Origin of the sequence: Tessaracoccus sp. OH4464_COT-324 (assembly GCF_003932855.1) — a bacterium.
Classification (GTDB): domain Bacteria; phylum Actinomycetota; class Actinomycetes; order Propionibacteriales; family Propionibacteriaceae; genus Arachnia.
In genome coordinates, this window is record NZ_RQYZ01000025.1 from 19,746 (window position 1) to 36,293 (window position 16,548).

Sequence of the window (16,548 nt, forward strand, 5' to 3'; positions counted from 1 at the left end):
CCTCGCGGGCGCCTGGCGAGAGCGAAGTTCCTAGTCAGCGCCGACCTGAACTGATCGTCGCGGAAGCTGCGACCTGAGTACCCGTGCTTAGGCAACGGCCCCCGGGGCGACCCAACCCGAAGCTGAAGAGTTCAGGCGACGTAGCGCGCCAGGTGCCTTCCGGTGGCGGTGTCGGCGGCGCACAACTCCTTGGGCGGACCCTGGAACACCACCGTGCCGCCGTCGTGCCCGGCGCCCGGGCCCAGGTCGACCACCCAATCCGCGTGCGCGATCACCGCCAGGTGGTGTTCCACGACGATCACCGAGCGGCCGCCGTCCACGATCCGATCCAGCAGAGCCAGCAGATTGTCGACATCCGCTAGGTGCAGGCCCGTCGTAGGCTCGTCGAGGATGATCGTCGAGGCCCCGTCGGCGAGCTGCGCGGCAAGCTTCAGGCGCTGCCGCTCGCCGCCGGACAGCGAATCCAGCCCCTGGCCGAGCGTCAGATAACCCAGCCCGACGTCGCGCAGCCCCGCGAGGATCCTCCCCGCCGCGGGAACACGCGACTCCTTCGCCGAGAAGAAGTCGAACGCCTCGTCGATGCTCATCTCGTACACGTCCGCGATGCTGCGGTCGCCCAGACGATGCTCCAACACCTCGGGCTGGAACCGGCGGCCGTCGCAGTCCAGGCAGTGCGTCGAAACCGTTTGCAGGTAGCCCAACTCCGTGATCACCACGCCCAGGCCGTTGCACGTCGGGCAGGCGCCTGCCGAATTGGCGGAAAACAGCGCGGGCTTCACCCCGTTCGCCTTCGCGAAAGCCTTGCGGATCGGATCCAGCACCGACGTGTAGGTGGCCGGATTGGAGCGGCGCGAGCCGCGGATCGGCGACTGGTCAACCCGCACCACGTCGAGCGAGCGCGGGATGCACTCCACCAGCGAACTCTTACCCGACCCGGCCACGCCGGTCAGCACGGTCAAGCAGCCCAGCGGCAGATCCACATCCACCCCGCGCAGGTTGTTGAGGCGCGCGTCGCGAATCTCGATCGCCCCCGACGGTGTGCGCACCGCACGCTTCAACGCGGCCCGGTGCGCGAAGTGCTGCCCCGTGAGCGTCGCGGCGGTGCGCAGCCCGGCCACGCTGCCCGAGAACACCACCTCCCCGCCCAGCGTGCCCGCGTGCGGGCCCAGGTCGACGATGTGGTCGGCGATCGCCATCACCTCCGGCTTGTGCTCCACCACCAGCACCGTGTTGCCCTTGTCGCGTAGCTTGAGCAGCAGCTCGTTCATCCGCTCGACGTCCGCAGGATGCAGTCCGGCGGTGGGCTCGTCGAAGATGTAAGTGACATCGGTCAGCGACGACCCGAGATGCCGAATCATTTTGGTGCGCTGCGCCTCCCCGCCCGAGAGAGTGCCCGACGGGCGGTCCAACGCGAGGTAGCCCAACCCGATATCGACGAAGGATTCGAGCAGCCGAACCAGGTTGTCGACGACGGGGCGCACCCGTGGATCGTCGATGGTGCGCACCCACGCCAGCAGGTCGGTGATCTGCAGCGCGCAAACCTGGCCGATGTGCTTGCCCGCGATCAGGGAGGAGCGGGCCTCGCGCGCGAGCCGGGTGCCGTCGCACTCCGGGCACGGCCGGAACGTGACCGCCCGCTCCACGAAGGCACGGATGTGGGGCTGCATCGCGTCGGGATCCTTGCCCAGGAACGACTTCCGCACGGCCGGGATGAGCCCTGTGTAGGTGAGGCTCATGCCACCCACCTTCACCTTGGTGTTCTCCCGGTGCAGTAGGTTCTCCAGCTCGCGCGGCGAGTAGTCGCGGATGAGCTTGTCGGCATCGAAGAAACCGGACTCGATGAAGACCCGAACGTTCCAGCCATCCGCGTTGAACCCGGGAATCCGAAACGGCCCCTCGCTCAGCGACTTCGTGTCGTCGTACAGCTCAGCCAGGTCGAGGTCGGAGACCGCGCCCAGCCCGTCGCAGCCGGGGCACATGCCGCCCAGCACGCGATACTGTCTGGCCTCGCGCACCACCCGGCCGCCCGCCTTCTCCACCTTGATCGAGCCCGAGCCGCTGGCCGACGGGACGTTGAAGCTGTAGGCGTTGGGCGAGCCGATGTGTGGCTCGGCGATCTTCGAGAACAGGGTGCGCAGCAGGGTGTTGGCGTCGGTTACCGTGCCCACCGTGGAGCGCTGGTTGGCGCCCATCCGCTCCTGGTCGACGATGATGGCCGTGGTGAGGCCCTCCAGATGGTCGACGTCGGGGCGGGCCAGGCCCGGCATGAAACCCTGCACGAAGGCGGGGTAGGTCTCGTTGATCATCCGCTGTGACTCGGCGGCGATGGTGTCGAACACCAGCGACGACTTTCCCGAGCCGGACACCCCGGTGAACACGGTGAGTCGGCGCTTGGGCAGATCCACGTCGATGTCGCGCAGGTTGTTCTCGCGAGCCCCGCGGACCCGGATCACGTCGTGTGAGTCTGCTGGGTGCATCAGTTCTCCTAACCGGCCGACCGTCCATCCTACCCAGCGGATTTGTCTGGGTGAAAGATGGGATGCTGGTTTCATGTGGGTGATTTTCTTGCTCTGTTTGGTGCCGTTCGCGATCTGGTTTCGTGTGGAGCCGCGCTCCGTGTGGCCGGGGTTCCTGTTCACCTTCGCGCTGCTGGCTCTGCTGGCTCAGGTGCTGGCTTGGCTGAACCAGGTTCCCGAGATCCCCTACGCCGGGCCGGTGCTGGCCTTCGGCAACATTGCCCTGCTCGCGTTGCTGTTGTTCTCTCCGGTGATTCTCGGGGTGTTCCTGTGCGTCAACTTCTGCACGATGCTGCGTAAAGAGGGACTCACGCGGGCGACCATGATTATCGGCTTTCTTGGTGCGCTGATCCTTGGTTACCTGATCTGCCTCGCCGTGTTCGGCATATACGGCAGCCCGATCAGCGTCGCCCTGTTCCTGGTAAGCCCGATATTCGTTGCGCTCGGCTTCGGGTTCTTCTGCTTCCTGTGCTACTCCCTGTTCTACAACTGGTACTTCGCCCGCTTCGGCGGGCAGGTGGGGGCCGTCGTCGTGCTGGGGGCTGGGCTGCGCGACGGGCTCACGGTTTCGCCGCTGTTGGCGCGCCGCGTCGACCGTGGCCTGCGACTGGCGCGCAGCGGCTGGGACGACAACCGTGACGTGCTGCTGGTGCTGTCAGGTGGGCAGGGCCCGGACGAGCGAATCCCCGAGGCGAAAGCGATGAGCGACTACGCGCTGGAGCAGGGCGCGAAGAGTGACCTCGTTGTCCTGGAGGACCGCTCCACCACCACCCGGGAGAACCTGGAGTTCTCCGCCGAGCTGCTGCGCAAATACGGTGTGACCGGGCCGGTGGCGGTGGCCACCAGCGACTATCACGCTTTCCGGGGTGCGACGATGATGCGGCGCGCCGGGATCAGCGGCTACGCCGTGGGGTGCCGAACTGCGCGCTATTACTGGCCGGCGGCGATGGTGCGCGAATTCCTGGCGTTGATCCGCGACCACAAGGTGTTCTCGGCGTGCATGCTGGCGCTGGCAGCGCTGCCGCTCATCCTCGGGGCGTTGGGGTGGGTGATCGGGTAGGGCCCGTTGGGGAAGTCGCGCCGCGCTGCGGCGCACCGGATCAAACAAAAAAGGGAGCCCCGGGCCCAGTTCGTCGGGCCCGGGGCTCACGCTCCAACGGCAGTTCCGAAACAGGTGTCAGCCACCCCGGCCGAGCACGTCCCGGCGGGAGCCTAGTTCAGTCGTTGGCACGCCGCTGGGCGGCCAGCACCTGGCGCTGCAGCGGACCGCAGGCCATCAGAGCGGCGACACCGAGCACCAGCCCTGCCGCGAGCACTCCGGCCACCACGTAGGCAGCGGCAAGCTGGGTCTCGACGCCGAGCTTCTTGGCCAGGGTCAGCATCGGGCTTGCCATCGCGACGCCCCCGGCGAAGCCGAGCACCATGGACAGCAGCAGCGGGGCCAGCACCTCCGTCCACATCACCCGCGTCTGGTAAGAAAGCGGGGCGCCCATGCGCTGCATGGCGACGGTCTGCTCGGCACGCTCGAACACAGCCGAGGCCTGGCTGATGAGGATCGAGATCGCGCTGAGCACCAGGCCGATCGCCAGCGTGACGATGGCGCCCTTCGTCAGATCCCACTGGCTGGCGCTGGCGAACTCGTCGATCAGCGGGTCGCCGTTACCTTCCATCGAAATCGGCATCAGCGCGAGGAATCCGCCGACGAACGCCAGCAGGCCGATGCTGCTGACCCGCGCCCACGTCGCGCGAGGGTCGGCGACGATCCGACGGCTGGCCCACATGATCGTCGGGGAGGGCAGCGCGGCTGTGACCCGGGCGAGGCTCTGCAGCAGGTAGGGGCCGAGGATGTTCACGGCCAGCGCCATCAGCAGCATCGCGCCGCCCACGATCACCCAGGTGACCAAGCCAGAGCTGAGGGTGGTGCCGTTAAGCAGCAGGCTGGCCGAGATGGCCAACACGAAGAAGATGATCAGCACCCACCATTTCACGGCGGGCTTGTTGGCGCGACGCGAGATGCCCAGCGGCGAGATGCGCACCTGGCGCAGCCCCCACCAGCTGGAGGCGACGCCGATGAGCAGCACGCCCACCACCACCGCGGCGCCCAGCCACCAGGGCAGCAGCATCTCCGACGGGGTGAGCGGCGTGCCCTGGAAGGACAGGTTCTGCCACAGGCTGAAAGTGGCGAGGTAGCCGACGACGCCCAGACCCAGCCCGATCAGGGCCTGCAACACGGTGTCCACGAGAGACATCCGGGTGACCTCGCTTGAGCTGAGGCCGATGAGGCGAAGGGTCGCTAGCCTGCGCTCGCGGCCGCGGGCCCCCAAGATGGCGGCGGAACGGGCGAGCGCCACCGTCGTCGGGATCAGCATCGCGCAGGCGATGAGGGCGAGCGCGAAGTAGAAGGTGAGCACCAGATCGAATTGCGGGTCCTGCGCCAGGATCTCGGCGAGCTTGCCGGTGGGGCTGGTGCGGCGCGTGTTGAACATCCAGGTGCCGGCGGCGACGGTGAGCGACAGCGTGCCGCAGATCGCGAAGGCGAGAATCGAAGCGAAGTAGAGCAGGGTCTCGCCCTGCCGGCTGGTGAAGCGTGCTTTAGTCAGGTGCAGGGTGAGGGTTGTCAGCCCGGTTGCGCCGCTCATCGGTGGGCCCCCTCCAGCACACGGTCCGCGTGGACGATGCCGTCGCGGATCTCCACCAGCCGAGAGCACCATTTGGCGACCTCGCGGTCGTGGGTGACCATCACGAGGCTCGCGCCCGACATGCGGATCGTTGCGGTGAGCACCTGCATCACCTCGTGCCCGGTGGCCTGATCGAGGGCGCCGCTCGGCTCGTCGGCGAACACTACCTTCGGCTCGCCGATTAGGGCGCGGGCGATGGCGACGCGCTGCGCCTGTCCGCCGGACATGTCGCCCGGGCGCCGGGAGCGGAGCTGAGCTATCCCGAGCCGGTCAAGCCACTCGTCGGCGGCAGCCAGGGCCTTGCCACGGCGTGCGCCGGTGAGCATCAGCGGCAGGGCGACGTTCTCGCGGGCGGGGAGTTCGGGGATGAGTTGGCCGTCTTGGAAGACGAAGCCGAAGGAACGTAGCCGGATGTGCGAGCGGTCGGCGTCCTTCAGCGCGGAGATGTGGGTGCCGTCGAAGTCGACGACGCCGCTGTCGGGGGCGAGGACGCCCGACAGGCAGTGCAGGAGGGTGGATTTTCCGGAGCCGGAGGGGCCCATGATGGCCACCGTCTCGCCGGCTGCGATGTCCACGCTCACCCCGGCGAGAGCCACGACGCTGCCGAAATGTTTCGTGATCCTAGAGGTGCTGAGTAGTGCTTTGCTGCTGGTGTCGTTGTTCATGCTGATATTCCAGTCGAAGAGGGCGGGGCCCACCAGGAAGCAGCCAACCGGATGCGGGTAGTGCTGGCACTACCTTCTTTCCGGGCGTCTGCTGGCTGTTGGCGTCTATTGTGGCCACATGGTGTTCCGACGACGGCGCGCGCCGAGCGATTCGCCAGACGTTCGCGCGCAGATTGCTGAGCTGGTGGCGTCGCGGCGAGCCATCGTCGACGCTTACGAGGTGGAGCGTCGCCGCATCGAGCGGGATTTGCACGACGGTGTGCAGCAGTACTTCGTTTCCGCGGCGATGAAGGTTGGGGAGGCGAGGCTGTCCCCGGCCGTCGAGGCTGACCCCGAGCTAGCGGCGCTGCTGAAGGAAGCCGCGGATGCGCTCAAGCTTGGGCTGGAGTCGCTGCGCAAGACAGTGCGCGGCATCCACCCGCAGGCGTTGACGGAGCTTGGGCTGGTGGCGGCCATCCAGGACGTGGCGGTGCACGCGGCCAACCCGGTGCGCGTCGTGTGCCCCAGCGAGCTGCCGGAGCTGCCCGAGGGCGTGCTGGCCGCGGGCTATTTTTTCACGTGCGAGGCCATCGCTAATGCGCAGAAGTATGCCCCGGGAGCCCAGGTGGTGGTATTGCTGACGGCGGCGCAGGAACTGCGGATCTCCGTGGTCGACGAGGGGCCGGGCGGCGCGGTGTTGAAACCGGGCGGTGGGCTGGCTGGAATGCATGAGCGGCTCAGCGCTTTCGGCGGAGGGCTGAGCATTTCGAGCCCGCGCGGCGGGCCGACTCAATTGACCGCGCAGGTGCCGCTGCTGCTGGCGCCGGGAGAGAGTGGGGTAGTGGTATGAGGATTGTGGTGGCCGACGACTCGGCGCTGCTCAGGGAGGGCCTCGTCGGGCTGCTGGAGCGGCAGGGCTACCAGGTGGTGGCTGCGGAGCTTCGGGCGGACGCGCTGGTGCAGACGGTGCGGGAGCTCGCGGCGCGGGGTGAGTTGCCCGACGCGGTGATCACCGACGTGCGGATGCCCCCAAACATGGCCAACGACGGCCTGGAGGCGGCGATTCTGTTGCGGGGCGAGTTTCCGCAGCTGGCGGTGCTGGTGCTGAGCCAGTATGTGTCCCCTGTCTACGCGCAGCGGCTGTTCGGGCTGGAGATGCCGCCCGAGTCGGGTGGGGCGGGCTACCTGCTGAAGGATCGGGTGGCGGAGGTGGCTGATTTCATTGGTTCGCTGCGGCTGGTGTTGGGCGGGGGCGTCGTCATCGACCCCGAGGTGGCGCGGTCCATGATGCGCACCAGCCGCTCGGGCCTGGGGGATCTCAGCCCGCGGGAGTTCGAGGTGCTGGAGTTGATGGCCCAGGGGCTGTCGAATGCGCAGATTGCGCAGCAGCTGTTCCTGTCCGGGGCAGCGGTAGCGAAACACGTTTCGGCGATCTTCGCAAAGCTGGGGTTGGAGCCGGGGGAGGAGAATCGTCGGGTGCGGGCGATCCTGGCTTTCCTCTCCGACGGTCGGTAGCGCGTGCGGCGGATGGGGAGTTGCTGCGGGCGACTAGGGCATTTGGTGGTGATTTCATTCTTTGGATGTCCCTGTTCGGCTGTTAGAGTTGCCCCATGGATAACCTGGCTACGGCTGTTGAGGCCTGACTGCGGCGGGGCGATGTGTCAGCCCGGCGGGTGATTTTCCGCTCGGCTTTGGCCGCCGCACCCGACGACCTAGCTATCGCCGAGGCGGATGCACTGATCCGGACGGGCCGGTTTCTGGCCGCCTATGATCGCATCTTGCGCGCGATGCCGCGCTGGATTTTGAGCCCCTCAGCGCATAACTACCTGGCGCTTTGCCATCAAGGGCTGGGCGACGAGGCGCGAGCCGCCAGCGAGCGGGCGCTCTCGGGTCTGGCCCTGGAAACCATTCTCCGTTCCGGGGAAGGTACGGAGGGCCGGCCTTGGCGGGTTCTTCGGGTGGCGGACGAGTACGATATCGCGGCTCAGCAGGGCAAGAGGGTCGTCACACAGGCGATGGTCAGCCCTGGCCTGGACCGCTTGGAGGCGGATGACGGCACCGTCCTGTGGTTCAAACTCATCGAGACTTCGGAGGTTGATGATGGATAACGAGCCAGATGACTTTGGCGAGTATCTGAGCCAGGGTCCGCGCGTTCGGGTCGTGGTTCAGCACGGCGGGGTAGCGGAAGTGCGCATCCTGGTGGCCCTGGAGGATCTGGAGTCGCGGCAGGAATTGGGGGAATCGGTTCTTCGGGCTTTTGAGGGAGCGCTTTGGGACAGCTTTGATCGCGTCCGCCCGCCGGAATCATCTCTCCCGGCGGCTGACCCAGAGCGGGCCCGCCTGGAAAAGGTCATCAACGATTATGCGGCTGGTCGTGCCCCGCTGGGTGAGGGCCCGGCGGTGAGCCGGGAGGGCGCCGAGATCATTGAGGTTAATGGGGTGCGCCTTTCGCACGACGGCGGCCTCCCCGGGGCGTTTGACTTGGAGGAGGCGATGCGCTGGGGGAGCAAGCACGAGCTGGAGCGGGACTTGCGGGAGTGTCTCAATGCCCTGCTTCGCGAGGTGTGGTCGCGGCCCGCCATCGTGGTGGAGCCGCTGACGATTCAGCAACTCAGAGAGTTTTCCTACAGCATCGAGGAGGCGAAGATGGGGGTTTGGGGATGACGCGCTGGCAACCCGACGCCTGGCGGCGAGGAGCGGACATGATGACGGCTGCGTCCGACATTTTCGAGGATGCCTCGGACGAGGTGATGGAGCCGCCCGATTTTGGGGGAGCAGAGACCTCTGCCTCACCTGCTGATCAGGGGCTGGTGGGCTTGATCAAAAGAGCACACACCGGCTGGTACCCAGTGCTGGGCAGTATTCCGATCAAGCTGGGGAGCGATAACTCCAAGATGTCCGCGACCGCGGACAACTGTTCGAACACGGAAGACAGCCACGAGTATGTGGCCGGTCGTTACTGGCAGTGAGGTGAACGGTGTACTATCTACCGACGAATGTCGCCCGGCTTGAGGTTTCTTCGGGGTATTTTAATCGTCAGGTTTCGCTGTGGCGAGATGTTTCCAGGGCTGCCAAAGAAGCGCAGGCGAAGGTTAATAGCGCGGTGCAGACCGTTGTGGCGGAGAACGAGGGTGATGCGACGGACGCTTTCGCGTCGTCCATGCGCGCTTCGGACTCGTCCATTGCTGGCCTGGAGAGGATCTCGGCGGCGGCGGCGAAAATGGCCGATTGTCTCGCCTCGGTCGGCGAGGTCTACCTGAACGGTAAAGCCGAGATGGATTCTTGCTATCTGCGGGGGATGGCCGAGGCCCATCTGATCTCCGCCACCGTGGTGGCCGGCCCGTTCGCTGCCTATCTTGTGCATAAGCGCATCGAGCAGCTCAAGGCAGATTTGCGCGCCATCGAGGCACACGTCAAATCCGCTATTGAATCGGCCAAGGGGGCTCTCGATATTCCGGAGCCGTTGGTCGAGGATAGTGATACGGCCGAGGCCTACGGGAAGGTTCCCCAGGAGATCGTGGAAGCTTGGGAGAAGCTCAGCGACGAGGATCGGCGCGCGGTGTTGCAGGCGATGGCCGACGACTGGGCCAGGAGGAACGGTCTTGAGCCCAAGCCGATCGTCTTCGAATCGAATGCGCGTGGCCACTGGGATCCGAATACGCAAACACTCCACATCAGCCCGGATTATGTCAGCAACCCGGGCGTGCTGCACACGGTGGCCCACGAGTCCCGCCACGGTCTCCAGTTCAGCATGATTGACAGATACAACAACATGACGGAGCAGCAGCGGCAGGACATCCGGGACGGCAAGGCCCCCGATCCGTTCGTGCAGTTTGATTCCAACATGGCCGAGGTGGAGCGTCTGCGCAGGAACTACGAAGGGTACGGGTATCAGACAGATCCCTGGGATGCGTACTTCTATCAGCCATTTGAGCACGATGCCCGCAGGGTGGGTACCCAGTTCGTTGATGGAATGACGCTGTATGAGCTGGAACAGTATAAGAAAAAAGCCGGAGTCGGCTGATAGTGTGCCGGCCCCGCTGGGCCGGCACACCGAATGCTCCTCGCCGAAACCCTCCTACCGAGGGTTTTCGAGGGTGGCAACCGGCGCCCCCGACTCCACGTCGTAGGTTTGGAGCCCGCTGGGGGTGGCGGCGAGGAGGGCGTCAGGCGAGGCCAGCGCGAATCCCCAGTGCTCCCCGGCGATCTGAATCTCGATCTGCTCTCCGGTGGCGATCTCCGTGATGGTAACGCTGGAGGACGGGCCGACGTCTTTCGACGTCTGGGCTTGACTGGCCACCGCGTACTTTCCGGTGGGGTCGAGCTGGATGTCCCACCCGTTGGGCAGGTCCGCTTTCAGGGACTGCTTCGACCAGTCGGCCTGGTCCAGCTCCATCCAGGGGCTTTCCTTGGGGTCGACGAACAGCACCCGGCCGGCGGGGAAGGCGAAGCGTGTCACGCGTTGCGAGACCTCCTGGACCAGTTCGCCCTGCGGGGAGAGCACGTACAGCGGTGTGCTGGTAGAGCCGATCAGGAAATGCTTGTCGGTGGCCGAAAGCTGCGCGACGACCTTCTCACCCTTCTCATTGGTCAGGGAGTAGCGGGCGAGTCGCGCGTTTTCCTGGAGGTCGAAGATGGCGACGGTGCCGTCGTGGCCCGCGGTGCAGACGTAGCGGCCGTCGGGGCTGGGAACGATTCTCTTGACGCTCACCACGCCGGAACAGGGCGGCTCAAGAAGCTCGTGGCCGGTGCGGAAGTGGCGCGTGGCGGCCGGGGTCTGGTGCACGAGGCAGTCGGTGGCGACGGTGAGCGTCGAATTGTCGGGCAGGAAGACGCAGTTGTCAGGCTCGTATCCCCCGTACTTCGGGGCATGTCCCAGCAGTTCGACGGCGGTGCCGGCTGTCAAATCCCAATGCCAGGAGCGGTGCTCTTTGGCGTTGGGTGCGAAAGGGGCCGGGTGGATGGCGTGCTTGCCGTCGGCGGACACGAACGGTTTGCCGTACCAGGGGACGATGTCGCATACGGCGGTGTCCTTGGTCTTGCGTTCTGGGCGCTCGGGCACCCCGTCCACCCAGGAGAATGGTTCTCGTCCCCCGATGCGCGCCAGGCCAGGCCCTTCCTGGGGAGCGGACGTAGGCTCGGTGGCCTGTGGGCTTTGGGGGTCGGGCGTCGTTTCGCCGGGCTTGGGGCTTGGCGCGCAGGAGGCAAGGGCAGCAGTTGCCAGCGCGGTGGTCAGGACCGTTCGGCGAGGTAGCTTGGACATGCACCAAGTTTAACCAGTTCCGTTGTGGGCAAGCGGGTTTTGCGTTGTGCCGACCGGGTCTGTGGAGCCTCGCGGCAAGGTGGTTCGTTTCGTTTTACAGTGTGGGTATGCAAGCGAATGAACTTCTGGCCGACGCGGCCAGCCGCCCGGTGTGGTTGGCACGGGCGGTGCTCGACGGGCTGAGCGTGGAGACCGCTCACGCCATGCCTGGTGACAAAGCCAACTCCATCGTGTGGCTGCTCTGGCACGCTGCCCGGCAGCTCGACGTGCAGCTGGCCCGGCTCACCGCGCGGCCGACGGTGTGGGAGGAGGGCCGGTGGTCGGCGCGCCTGGGCGTCGCCCGTGCTGCCCACGACTTTGGGTTGGGCGACACCCCGGCGGACGTGGCCGCGCTGCGCGTCGACAGCGTGGCCGAGCTGGGGGAGCACCTCGCCGCGTGCGTGGGTGCGCTCACCGAGTACGCGCTGGCGCTGCGGCCCGACGAGCTCGACGAGGTGGTGGACCGCTCCTACACGCCGCCCGTGACGCGGGGTGTTCGGCTGGTGAGCCTCATCGACGACGCTACGGTGCACGTCGGGCAGGCCGCCTACGTGCGGGGGTTGCTTGACGGGTGGTCGTTGGGCGTCTGACCGACGGCGGGGCTTCTCTCGGGCCCGGGCGGGCGGCGCTCCAGGTCGGCGACGATCTCGGCGAACCGCTGCTCGTCGAGCCGGTAGCCGCGGCGGAGGATCAGCCACGAGGCGACGGTGAGCACCATGGGGACGGCGAACATCACCGTCTGGAAGGTGGTCACGTCGACGCTCTGCCCGCCGCTGATGCCGGAGGCCAGCAGGGCCGCGCCGGTGAGCCCTGAGCCGAGGCCGTTTGAGGCTTTGTAGATAAATGGCTGGACGGCGAGGGTGATGGATTCGTTGCGCCGGCCCAGCTTCCACTGCCCGTACTCGACGCAGTCGGTGATGTACATCAGCATCAGGAGCTGGATGAAAGCCTGCCCCGTGAACAGCAGCGCCCCGGCGAGCGCCACCGTCGCCATGGACGAGGCCGCGAACCAGAACAGGCCGAGCCCCGCGAGGCACAGCACCGTCGCCAGGGTGTGCAGGCCGCGCCGCGGCAGCCTGCGGCGCAGCGCGGGGAAGATGGCGAGCCCGGTCAGCTGGGCGGCGGCGAGAATGGCGGCGAACAGCGGGTAGTCGTCCTCGTTGCCGTGCACGTATTTGAACCAGTAGATGCCCAGGCTGGTGACCGTCATGTAACCGGCCATGAAGCAGAGCATGGCCGCGGTGACCCACAGCAACTGGTCGTTGCGGCCGATGACCGAAACCACCTCCCTCAGCGACGTCGGGCGGTGCTCGGGCTCGGTTTGCTGCTCGGCGAAGAGCAAGGTGAGCAACTGAAACAGCAGTTTCAGCGCGACGAGGACGCCTGCGAACGCCAGCCACCCGAGCCGCTCGTCGCCGAGGCGCTCCCCGAGGGCCTTTGTTGCGGGCAGCACCGTGACCACCACGGTGAACAGGCCGATGTTCGCGACGATGCGGGCCGCCGCCCCGATCCGCTCCCGCTCCCGCTGCTCCTGCGACAGCGCGGGCAGCATCGACCAGAACGCGATGTCGTTGATGGTGTAGGCCACGGACCACAGCAGGTAGATCACGGTGAACCAGACGATGAATGCCCACCCCGTCAGGCCGGTGTCGACGAAGATGGCCAGCGTAGCCGCCGCCCACAGCACCCCGCCGAGCGCGATCCACGGCTTGAACTTGCCCCACCGGGAGCGGGTGTTGTCGATGATCAGCCCCATGATGGGATCGTTCAACGCATCGAACACCCGCAACACCACCAGCACGACGGTGACGGCCGCCGTGGCCGACGCGGGGACGCGCGCCACGTCGGTGAGGTAATACATCAGGTACAGGCTGACCAGGGCCGCCGACATGTCGCGCCCGAGCGTGCCCAGCCCGAAGCTGAGGCGGTTGCGCCAGCGATTCATGGGGAAACTCTATAGGGGGCTGGGCGGCCGCTCGCGACGGTTTCACCCCGGGGCGGCCGCCGGGCGGGCGGGGCGCCGTCGGCGGAGTTGTAAAGGAAGCTTGACTGTAAAGCAGGCTTTACTGTAAAGTTTCCTGTACATCATGTTGAGGAAAGGAGTTGTGATGAAGGAGAAGAACTATCGGTGGGGGCGGTCCCGGGTCAAGGGGATCCCGACGATGTGGATCGCTGTGCCAGCAGGGGTGCTGATCGCGCTGGTGGTGGGGGTGCTGCAGGTTGTGCTGGGCAACCCGGACGGCCCGCTGAAGTGGCTGGGTGGGATCATCCTGGGCTGCTTCCTCGCCCCGACGGCGGCGGCCGGGGTGGGCGCGCTGATCGTCGACCGCTCCACCCTCCCGGGGGCGGTGGCGAAACCCGAGGAGTCCGTCGAGAACACGTGGTACAACAAGGCGGCGGTGGTTTCGTTCCACGCGACGATGGTGGTGTGCGGCGTCGGCGCTTTCGTCACCACCTGGCTGGGGCTGCAAACGATCTCCCTCACGCTCGCCGGGGTGCTGCTGATGCTGGGGGTCAGCTTCGGGTTTTCCTACCTGATCATTCGGGGGCGGTCATGAAGAATCGGCTGGCACAACTGCGGCAGGAACACGGGCTGTCCCAGCAGAAGCTCGCGGACCTGCTGGGGGTGAGCCGCCAGACGGTGATCTCCATCGAAAAGGGCCGCTTCGACCCGTCGCTGCCCCTAGCCTTCCAGATCGCCGCGGCCTTCCAACTGCGGATCGAAGACATCTTCACCCCCGACCCGAGCTGACCCCCACCCGCAGCTACCCGCCCTGCTCCCGGGCGTCGAGGTCCTCGAAGTACTCCCGGAAAGTGCGGTGGGCGAGGCGGAATACCGACTGGCCGTGCTCGAAGTCGATCATGATCTTGTTCGTCCACCGGAAGCACAGGTGATCTGCCCGTGTCTGGCTTTCCTTCAATACCTACACAGCGGCTCTGTCACTAAGTCTGACGCGGGACACTCGCCTTCGATACCGCCCGCCGCTACCAACCCTAAACAACGAAACCCCCTAACCCTGAGGGTTCAAGGGGGTTTCCAATGTTATGAGACATCACAGGGTGGACCTACGTAGAGAGTTTGACAACTTTGGCGCCGCCGCACGAACCGTGTGTTCTCGCTGTTCACGAGGGGTTTACCGGACCTCGAAGCGGCCATCGGAACCTTGGTTGTGGACTCCCGGGGTCAGTCTGTCCGCTCACGTGGGATGGCTCAAACTCTTCTCACGGACGCTGAAATCGACGAGCTGGTCGCTGCCTACGAGGCCTGCGCGACCCCGCGCGGGCTGGTCAAGCAGTTCCACATCCGCCGCGTCACCGACCAGCAGCACCTTCGCCCCCGCCTCCTCGGCAGCCTGCGTGATCCGGTTCAAGGAGAGGGTGCCGGCGAGGGGGGCTTCGTCGATGATGATGAACTGACTGGGCTGGAATGTGGCGCCGGTGTGTTGGTGGTTGGTCCACCACTTCGCCGTGTTCTCCGTGGCGATCCCTGGATCGTCGGCCAGCGCCTGCGCCGCCATCGCCGACGGGGCCAGCCCTACCATCGACCCGGCACCATGCTCGGTTTCCCACGCACGGCGCAAGGCGCTCATGGCCGTCGTCTTCCCTCGCAGGCCCCACCAACACATCCACGACCCGGCCAGAGACGGCGACCGACGCCAAAGCTGCGGCCTGGTCTGGACCGAGCATCCGACCCTCGGCGTCGGGCTTGCTCGTGATGGTCTCGACGGTGGTGGGGTCGATACTCGGGCCGGTGGTGGCGCGGGCCCGTTGCAGGAGGCGGTCTTCGGCGGCCAGGGGGGGTGTCGGGGGAGAACATGGTCGAGTGCTTCGGATGAAACACACTGGTTCCGTCCGGGCGGCGGAACTCCACCGAGCTGGTGGTCAGCTCGGGCGGGGTCAGGCGCAGGGACGCCTGTTCGGCGGCATCGGCGACCATCGCGGTGATGGCTTCGCGGTCCTCGACGGTGGCGAATCGCCACCCCATCGTTTGTCGGGCGGCTTCGGCCATCAGGTTCCAGCGCCGCCACGTCGAGCGCTTCTCACCGACCACCTCGACCACCGAGCGCCCCACCTGCCCGCTCAGATCCAACGGCACATCATCAGCCCGCAACAGCATCTGCCGATCCCCACCCGTGACGGTCCGCGCCCACATGGTGGCATCTATACCGAGCTGGGTGCTGGCTCGGGTGCGTCACTGTTCGGTCAGTTCCGCCAACGAGCGGACCTGCTTCTCCGGACGCGTCGCGAGCGTGGCCTGGGCGCGCAGCTTCATGATGGTCGCCGGCGAAGGGCGCTTGCCATGCTGGGCCACGTAGTCAGCAATCAGCGCGTCCGTCGCCTCGTTGATGTGCCGGGAGCGGGCCGAGAACTCCGCCACCAGTTCCTCGGGGACGTCAGTGATCGCCCACGACGGAGTGCGGTCCCGACCCATCTCCCGCGGCTCCCATTTGACGCCGAAGGTGCGGGTCATGTGATCGGCGAACACGGCCTCGTGCAGCTCCGACAACGCGACAACCGCGGCATGCATCGGACGTCCATCCAGGCTGCGCCAGTTCCCATCCAGGACCGTTTGGACCTTGTTGCTGATCACCACATACGTACGCAGGTGAGGGTCCCCAGCGCGGGAATCGAAGTGATCAAACGTCGCGGCGATGAGCCCGGTGACGTCGACTTGTGTAACCGCGCCATCGCCAGCGGTTGCGCCCGTGCGGGTGGCTGCAATCTCGCGCTCCATGACCGTAACCACCGACGCAACCGCCTCATGATGAGCTTGCGCAATCAACGCCTGCGTCCCCACGTCCGCAACCGCCCACAACACCGACGCCGACTTCGGCACATTGAACGTGAGATCAAACCCCGCCACCGCACGTCGCGCCCCCGCGCAGCCTCCTCAGCCTCGATCTGCGCAACCACCCGACCCCGTTCCCCAGGGGCGAGCGACGGGTCCAGTTGCGTGACGCGGCCCGCAACCCGCTCAGCCATCGAGCTATACACCGGATACGCCCGCCCCAACGCGTCTCACCAGTGATCGGGTCCCGCCCCATCCCCACCAGAAGCTGAAGCTGCGCCTCCGACACCTGAGTACCCACGGCGAGTTCACCATGCCCCAAAGCAGTCACGCCGGAACCGAGCCATCGTCCGGGTGGGGTGACCGCCTCGACGTAAGTAACGGGTCAACGGAGTCGACAACGACCGGTCACCATCACCGGCCGCGACCGTGCGCAGCAGGTACCTATAGCCATCAGTAGCCGAGATCACCCGCATCGACACCGGCACCCGAACCGCCCCTCACCCACTCCCCAGACAGGTGAGCCGGCGAGACTGTAAGGAAAACGGTGTGTGAGGGTCTGGCCTGATCCGAGAGGAGATGGCCGTGTCTGACACGACTGACGTCATCGCTGATGACG

At 66.4% G+C, this 16,548-nt stretch carries 19 protein-coding genes; 10 read left to right on the plus strand and 9 right to left on the minus strand.

Features of this window, described 5'->3' with window-relative positions; translation table 11 throughout:
• Window positions 1–131: 131 nt before the first annotated feature.
• Entirely contained in the window at window positions 132–2,477 is a 2,346-nt protein-coding gene (locus EII42_RS10910) for an excinuclease ABC subunit UvrA (protein ID WP_125172162.1), read from the minus strand.
• 73 nt (window positions 2,478–2,550) lie between these two features.
• On the opposite strand from EII42_RS10910, the gene EII42_RS10915 reads away from it, so the two are divergent.
• Window positions 2,551–3,576, plus strand: coding sequence for a YdcF family protein (locus EII42_RS10915; RefSeq protein WP_158676489.1), 1,026 nt, complete (start codon window positions 2,551–2,553; stop codon window positions 3,574–3,576).
• 157 nt (window positions 3,577–3,733) lie between these two features.
• Here the strand turns inward: EII42_RS10915 and EII42_RS10920 are convergent, their stop codons facing one another.
• Together EII42_RS10920 and EII42_RS10925 are read right to left on the minus strand one after the other, a co-directional pair.
• Window positions 3,734–5,155 carry an FtsX-like permease family protein gene (locus EII42_RS10920; RefSeq protein ID WP_158676490.1) on the minus strand — a complete coding sequence of 474 codons (1,422 nt, stop codon included), beginning with the start codon at window positions 5,153–5,155 and terminating at the stop codon, window positions 3,734–3,736.
• Entirely contained in the window at window positions 5,152–5,859 is a 708-nt protein-coding gene (locus EII42_RS10925; protein ID WP_125172166.1) for an ABC transporter ATP-binding protein, read from the minus strand. Before EII42_RS10925 ends, EII42_RS10920 begins: the two co-directional genes overlap by 4 nt.
• Window positions 5,860–5,977: 118 nt before the next feature.
• On the opposite strand from EII42_RS10925, the gene EII42_RS10930 reads away from it, so the two are divergent.
• The 6 genes from EII42_RS10930 (at window position 5,978) to EII42_RS10955 (ending at window position 9,862) form a co-directional block, all read left to right on the plus strand.
• The gene (locus tag EII42_RS10930) at window positions 5,978–6,688 is read left to right on the plus strand and encodes a sensor histidine kinase (RefSeq protein WP_125172168.1); all 711 of its coding nucleotides are present in this window, start codon (window positions 5,978–5,980) and stop codon (window positions 6,686–6,688) included.
• The gene (locus EII42_RS10935) at window positions 6,685–7,353 is read left to right on the plus strand and encodes a response regulator transcription factor (RefSeq protein WP_125172169.1); all 669 of its coding nucleotides are present in this window, start codon (window positions 6,685–6,687) and stop codon (window positions 7,351–7,353) included. Before EII42_RS10930 ends, EII42_RS10935 begins: the two co-directional genes overlap by 4 nt.
• Window positions 7,354–7,511: 158 nt before the next feature.
• Window positions 7,512–7,946, plus strand: a complete 435-nt coding sequence (locus tag EII42_RS10940; RefSeq protein ID WP_125172171.1) for a DUF4919 domain-containing protein — start codon at window positions 7,512–7,514, stop codon at window positions 7,944–7,946.
• Window positions 7,936–8,502, plus strand: a complete 567-nt coding sequence (locus EII42_RS10945) for a hypothetical protein (protein WP_125172172.1) — start codon at window positions 7,936–7,938, stop codon at window positions 8,500–8,502. Before EII42_RS10940 ends, EII42_RS10945 begins: the two co-directional genes overlap by 11 nt.
• A gap of 38 nt (window positions 8,503–8,540) precedes the next feature.
• On the plus strand, window positions 8,541–8,807 hold the full coding sequence (locus EII42_RS10950; RefSeq protein WP_125172174.1) for a hypothetical protein: 267 nt from the start codon (window positions 8,541–8,543) through the stop codon (window positions 8,805–8,807).
• Window positions 8,808–8,815: 8 nt separating this feature from the next.
• The gene (locus EII42_RS10955) at window positions 8,816–9,862 is read left to right on the plus strand and encodes a hypothetical protein (protein WP_125172176.1); all 1,047 of its coding nucleotides are present in this window, start codon (window positions 8,816–8,818) and stop codon (window positions 9,860–9,862) included.
• Between the two features lie 54 nt (window positions 9,863–9,916).
• Here EII42_RS10955 and EII42_RS10960 read toward each other — a convergent pair whose 3' ends face one another.
• Window positions 9,917–11,101 carry a WD40 repeat domain-containing protein gene (locus EII42_RS10960; RefSeq protein ID WP_125172178.1) on the minus strand — a complete coding sequence of 395 codons (1,185 nt, stop codon included), beginning with the start codon at window positions 11,099–11,101 and terminating at the stop codon, window positions 9,917–9,919.
• A gap of 107 nt (window positions 11,102–11,208) precedes the next feature.
• On the opposite strand from EII42_RS10960, the gene EII42_RS10965 reads away from it, so the two are divergent.
• A complete protein-coding gene (locus EII42_RS10965) occupies window positions 11,209–11,730 on the plus strand; it encodes a DinB family protein (protein ID WP_125172179.1) in 522 nt (173 codons plus the stop codon).
• On the opposite strand, the gene EII42_RS10970 is transcribed toward EII42_RS10965, so the two are convergent.
• Window positions 11,688–13,085, minus strand: coding sequence for a glycoside-pentoside-hexuronide (GPH):cation symporter (locus EII42_RS10970; RefSeq protein ID WP_125172180.1), 1,398 nt, complete (start codon window positions 13,083–13,085; stop codon window positions 11,688–11,690). The genes EII42_RS10965 and EII42_RS10970 overlap by 43 nt on opposite strands.
• 163 nt (window positions 13,086–13,248) lie before the next feature.
• Here EII42_RS10970 and EII42_RS10975 point away from each other — a divergent pair, with 163 nt between their 5' ends.
• Both EII42_RS10975 and EII42_RS10980 read left to right on the plus strand, forming a co-directional pair.
• Window positions 13,249–13,698 (plus strand): hypothetical protein, encoded by a 450-nt coding sequence (locus EII42_RS10975; protein ID WP_125172182.1) that lies wholly within the window; start codon window positions 13,249–13,251, stop codon window positions 13,696–13,698.
• On the plus strand, window positions 13,695–13,892 hold the full coding sequence (locus tag EII42_RS10980) for a helix-turn-helix transcriptional regulator (protein WP_125172188.1): 198 nt from the start codon (window positions 13,695–13,697) through the stop codon (window positions 13,890–13,892). The genes EII42_RS10975 and EII42_RS10980 overlap by 4 nt, the downstream gene beginning before the upstream one ends.
• 445 nt (window positions 13,893–14,337) lie before the next feature.
• Here the strand turns inward: EII42_RS10980 and EII42_RS13530 are convergent, their stop codons facing one another.
• From EII42_RS13530 to EII42_RS13725, 4 genes are read right to left on the minus strand one after another with little or no spacing between them, the layout of a single operon-like run.
• Window positions 14,338–14,730, minus strand: a complete 393-nt coding sequence (locus EII42_RS13530) for an AAA family ATPase (protein WP_233558371.1) — start codon at window positions 14,728–14,730, stop codon at window positions 14,338–14,340.
• A complete protein-coding gene (locus tag EII42_RS13535) occupies window positions 14,727–15,293 on the minus strand; it encodes a hypothetical protein (protein WP_233558372.1) in 567 nt (188 codons plus the stop codon). The genes EII42_RS13530 and EII42_RS13535 overlap by 4 nt, the downstream gene beginning before the upstream one ends.
• A gap of 39 nt (window positions 15,294–15,332) precedes the next feature.
• Window positions 15,333–16,004, minus strand: a complete 672-nt coding sequence (gene mobF / locus EII42_RS10990; protein WP_125172190.1) for a MobF family relaxase — start codon at window positions 16,002–16,004, stop codon at window positions 15,333–15,335.
• Entirely contained in the window at window positions 15,991–16,260 is a 270-nt protein-coding gene (locus EII42_RS13725; protein ID WP_255416263.1) for a hypothetical protein, read from the minus strand. Before EII42_RS13725 ends, mobF begins: the two co-directional genes overlap by 14 nt.
• Window positions 16,261–16,548: the final 288 nt, after the last annotated feature.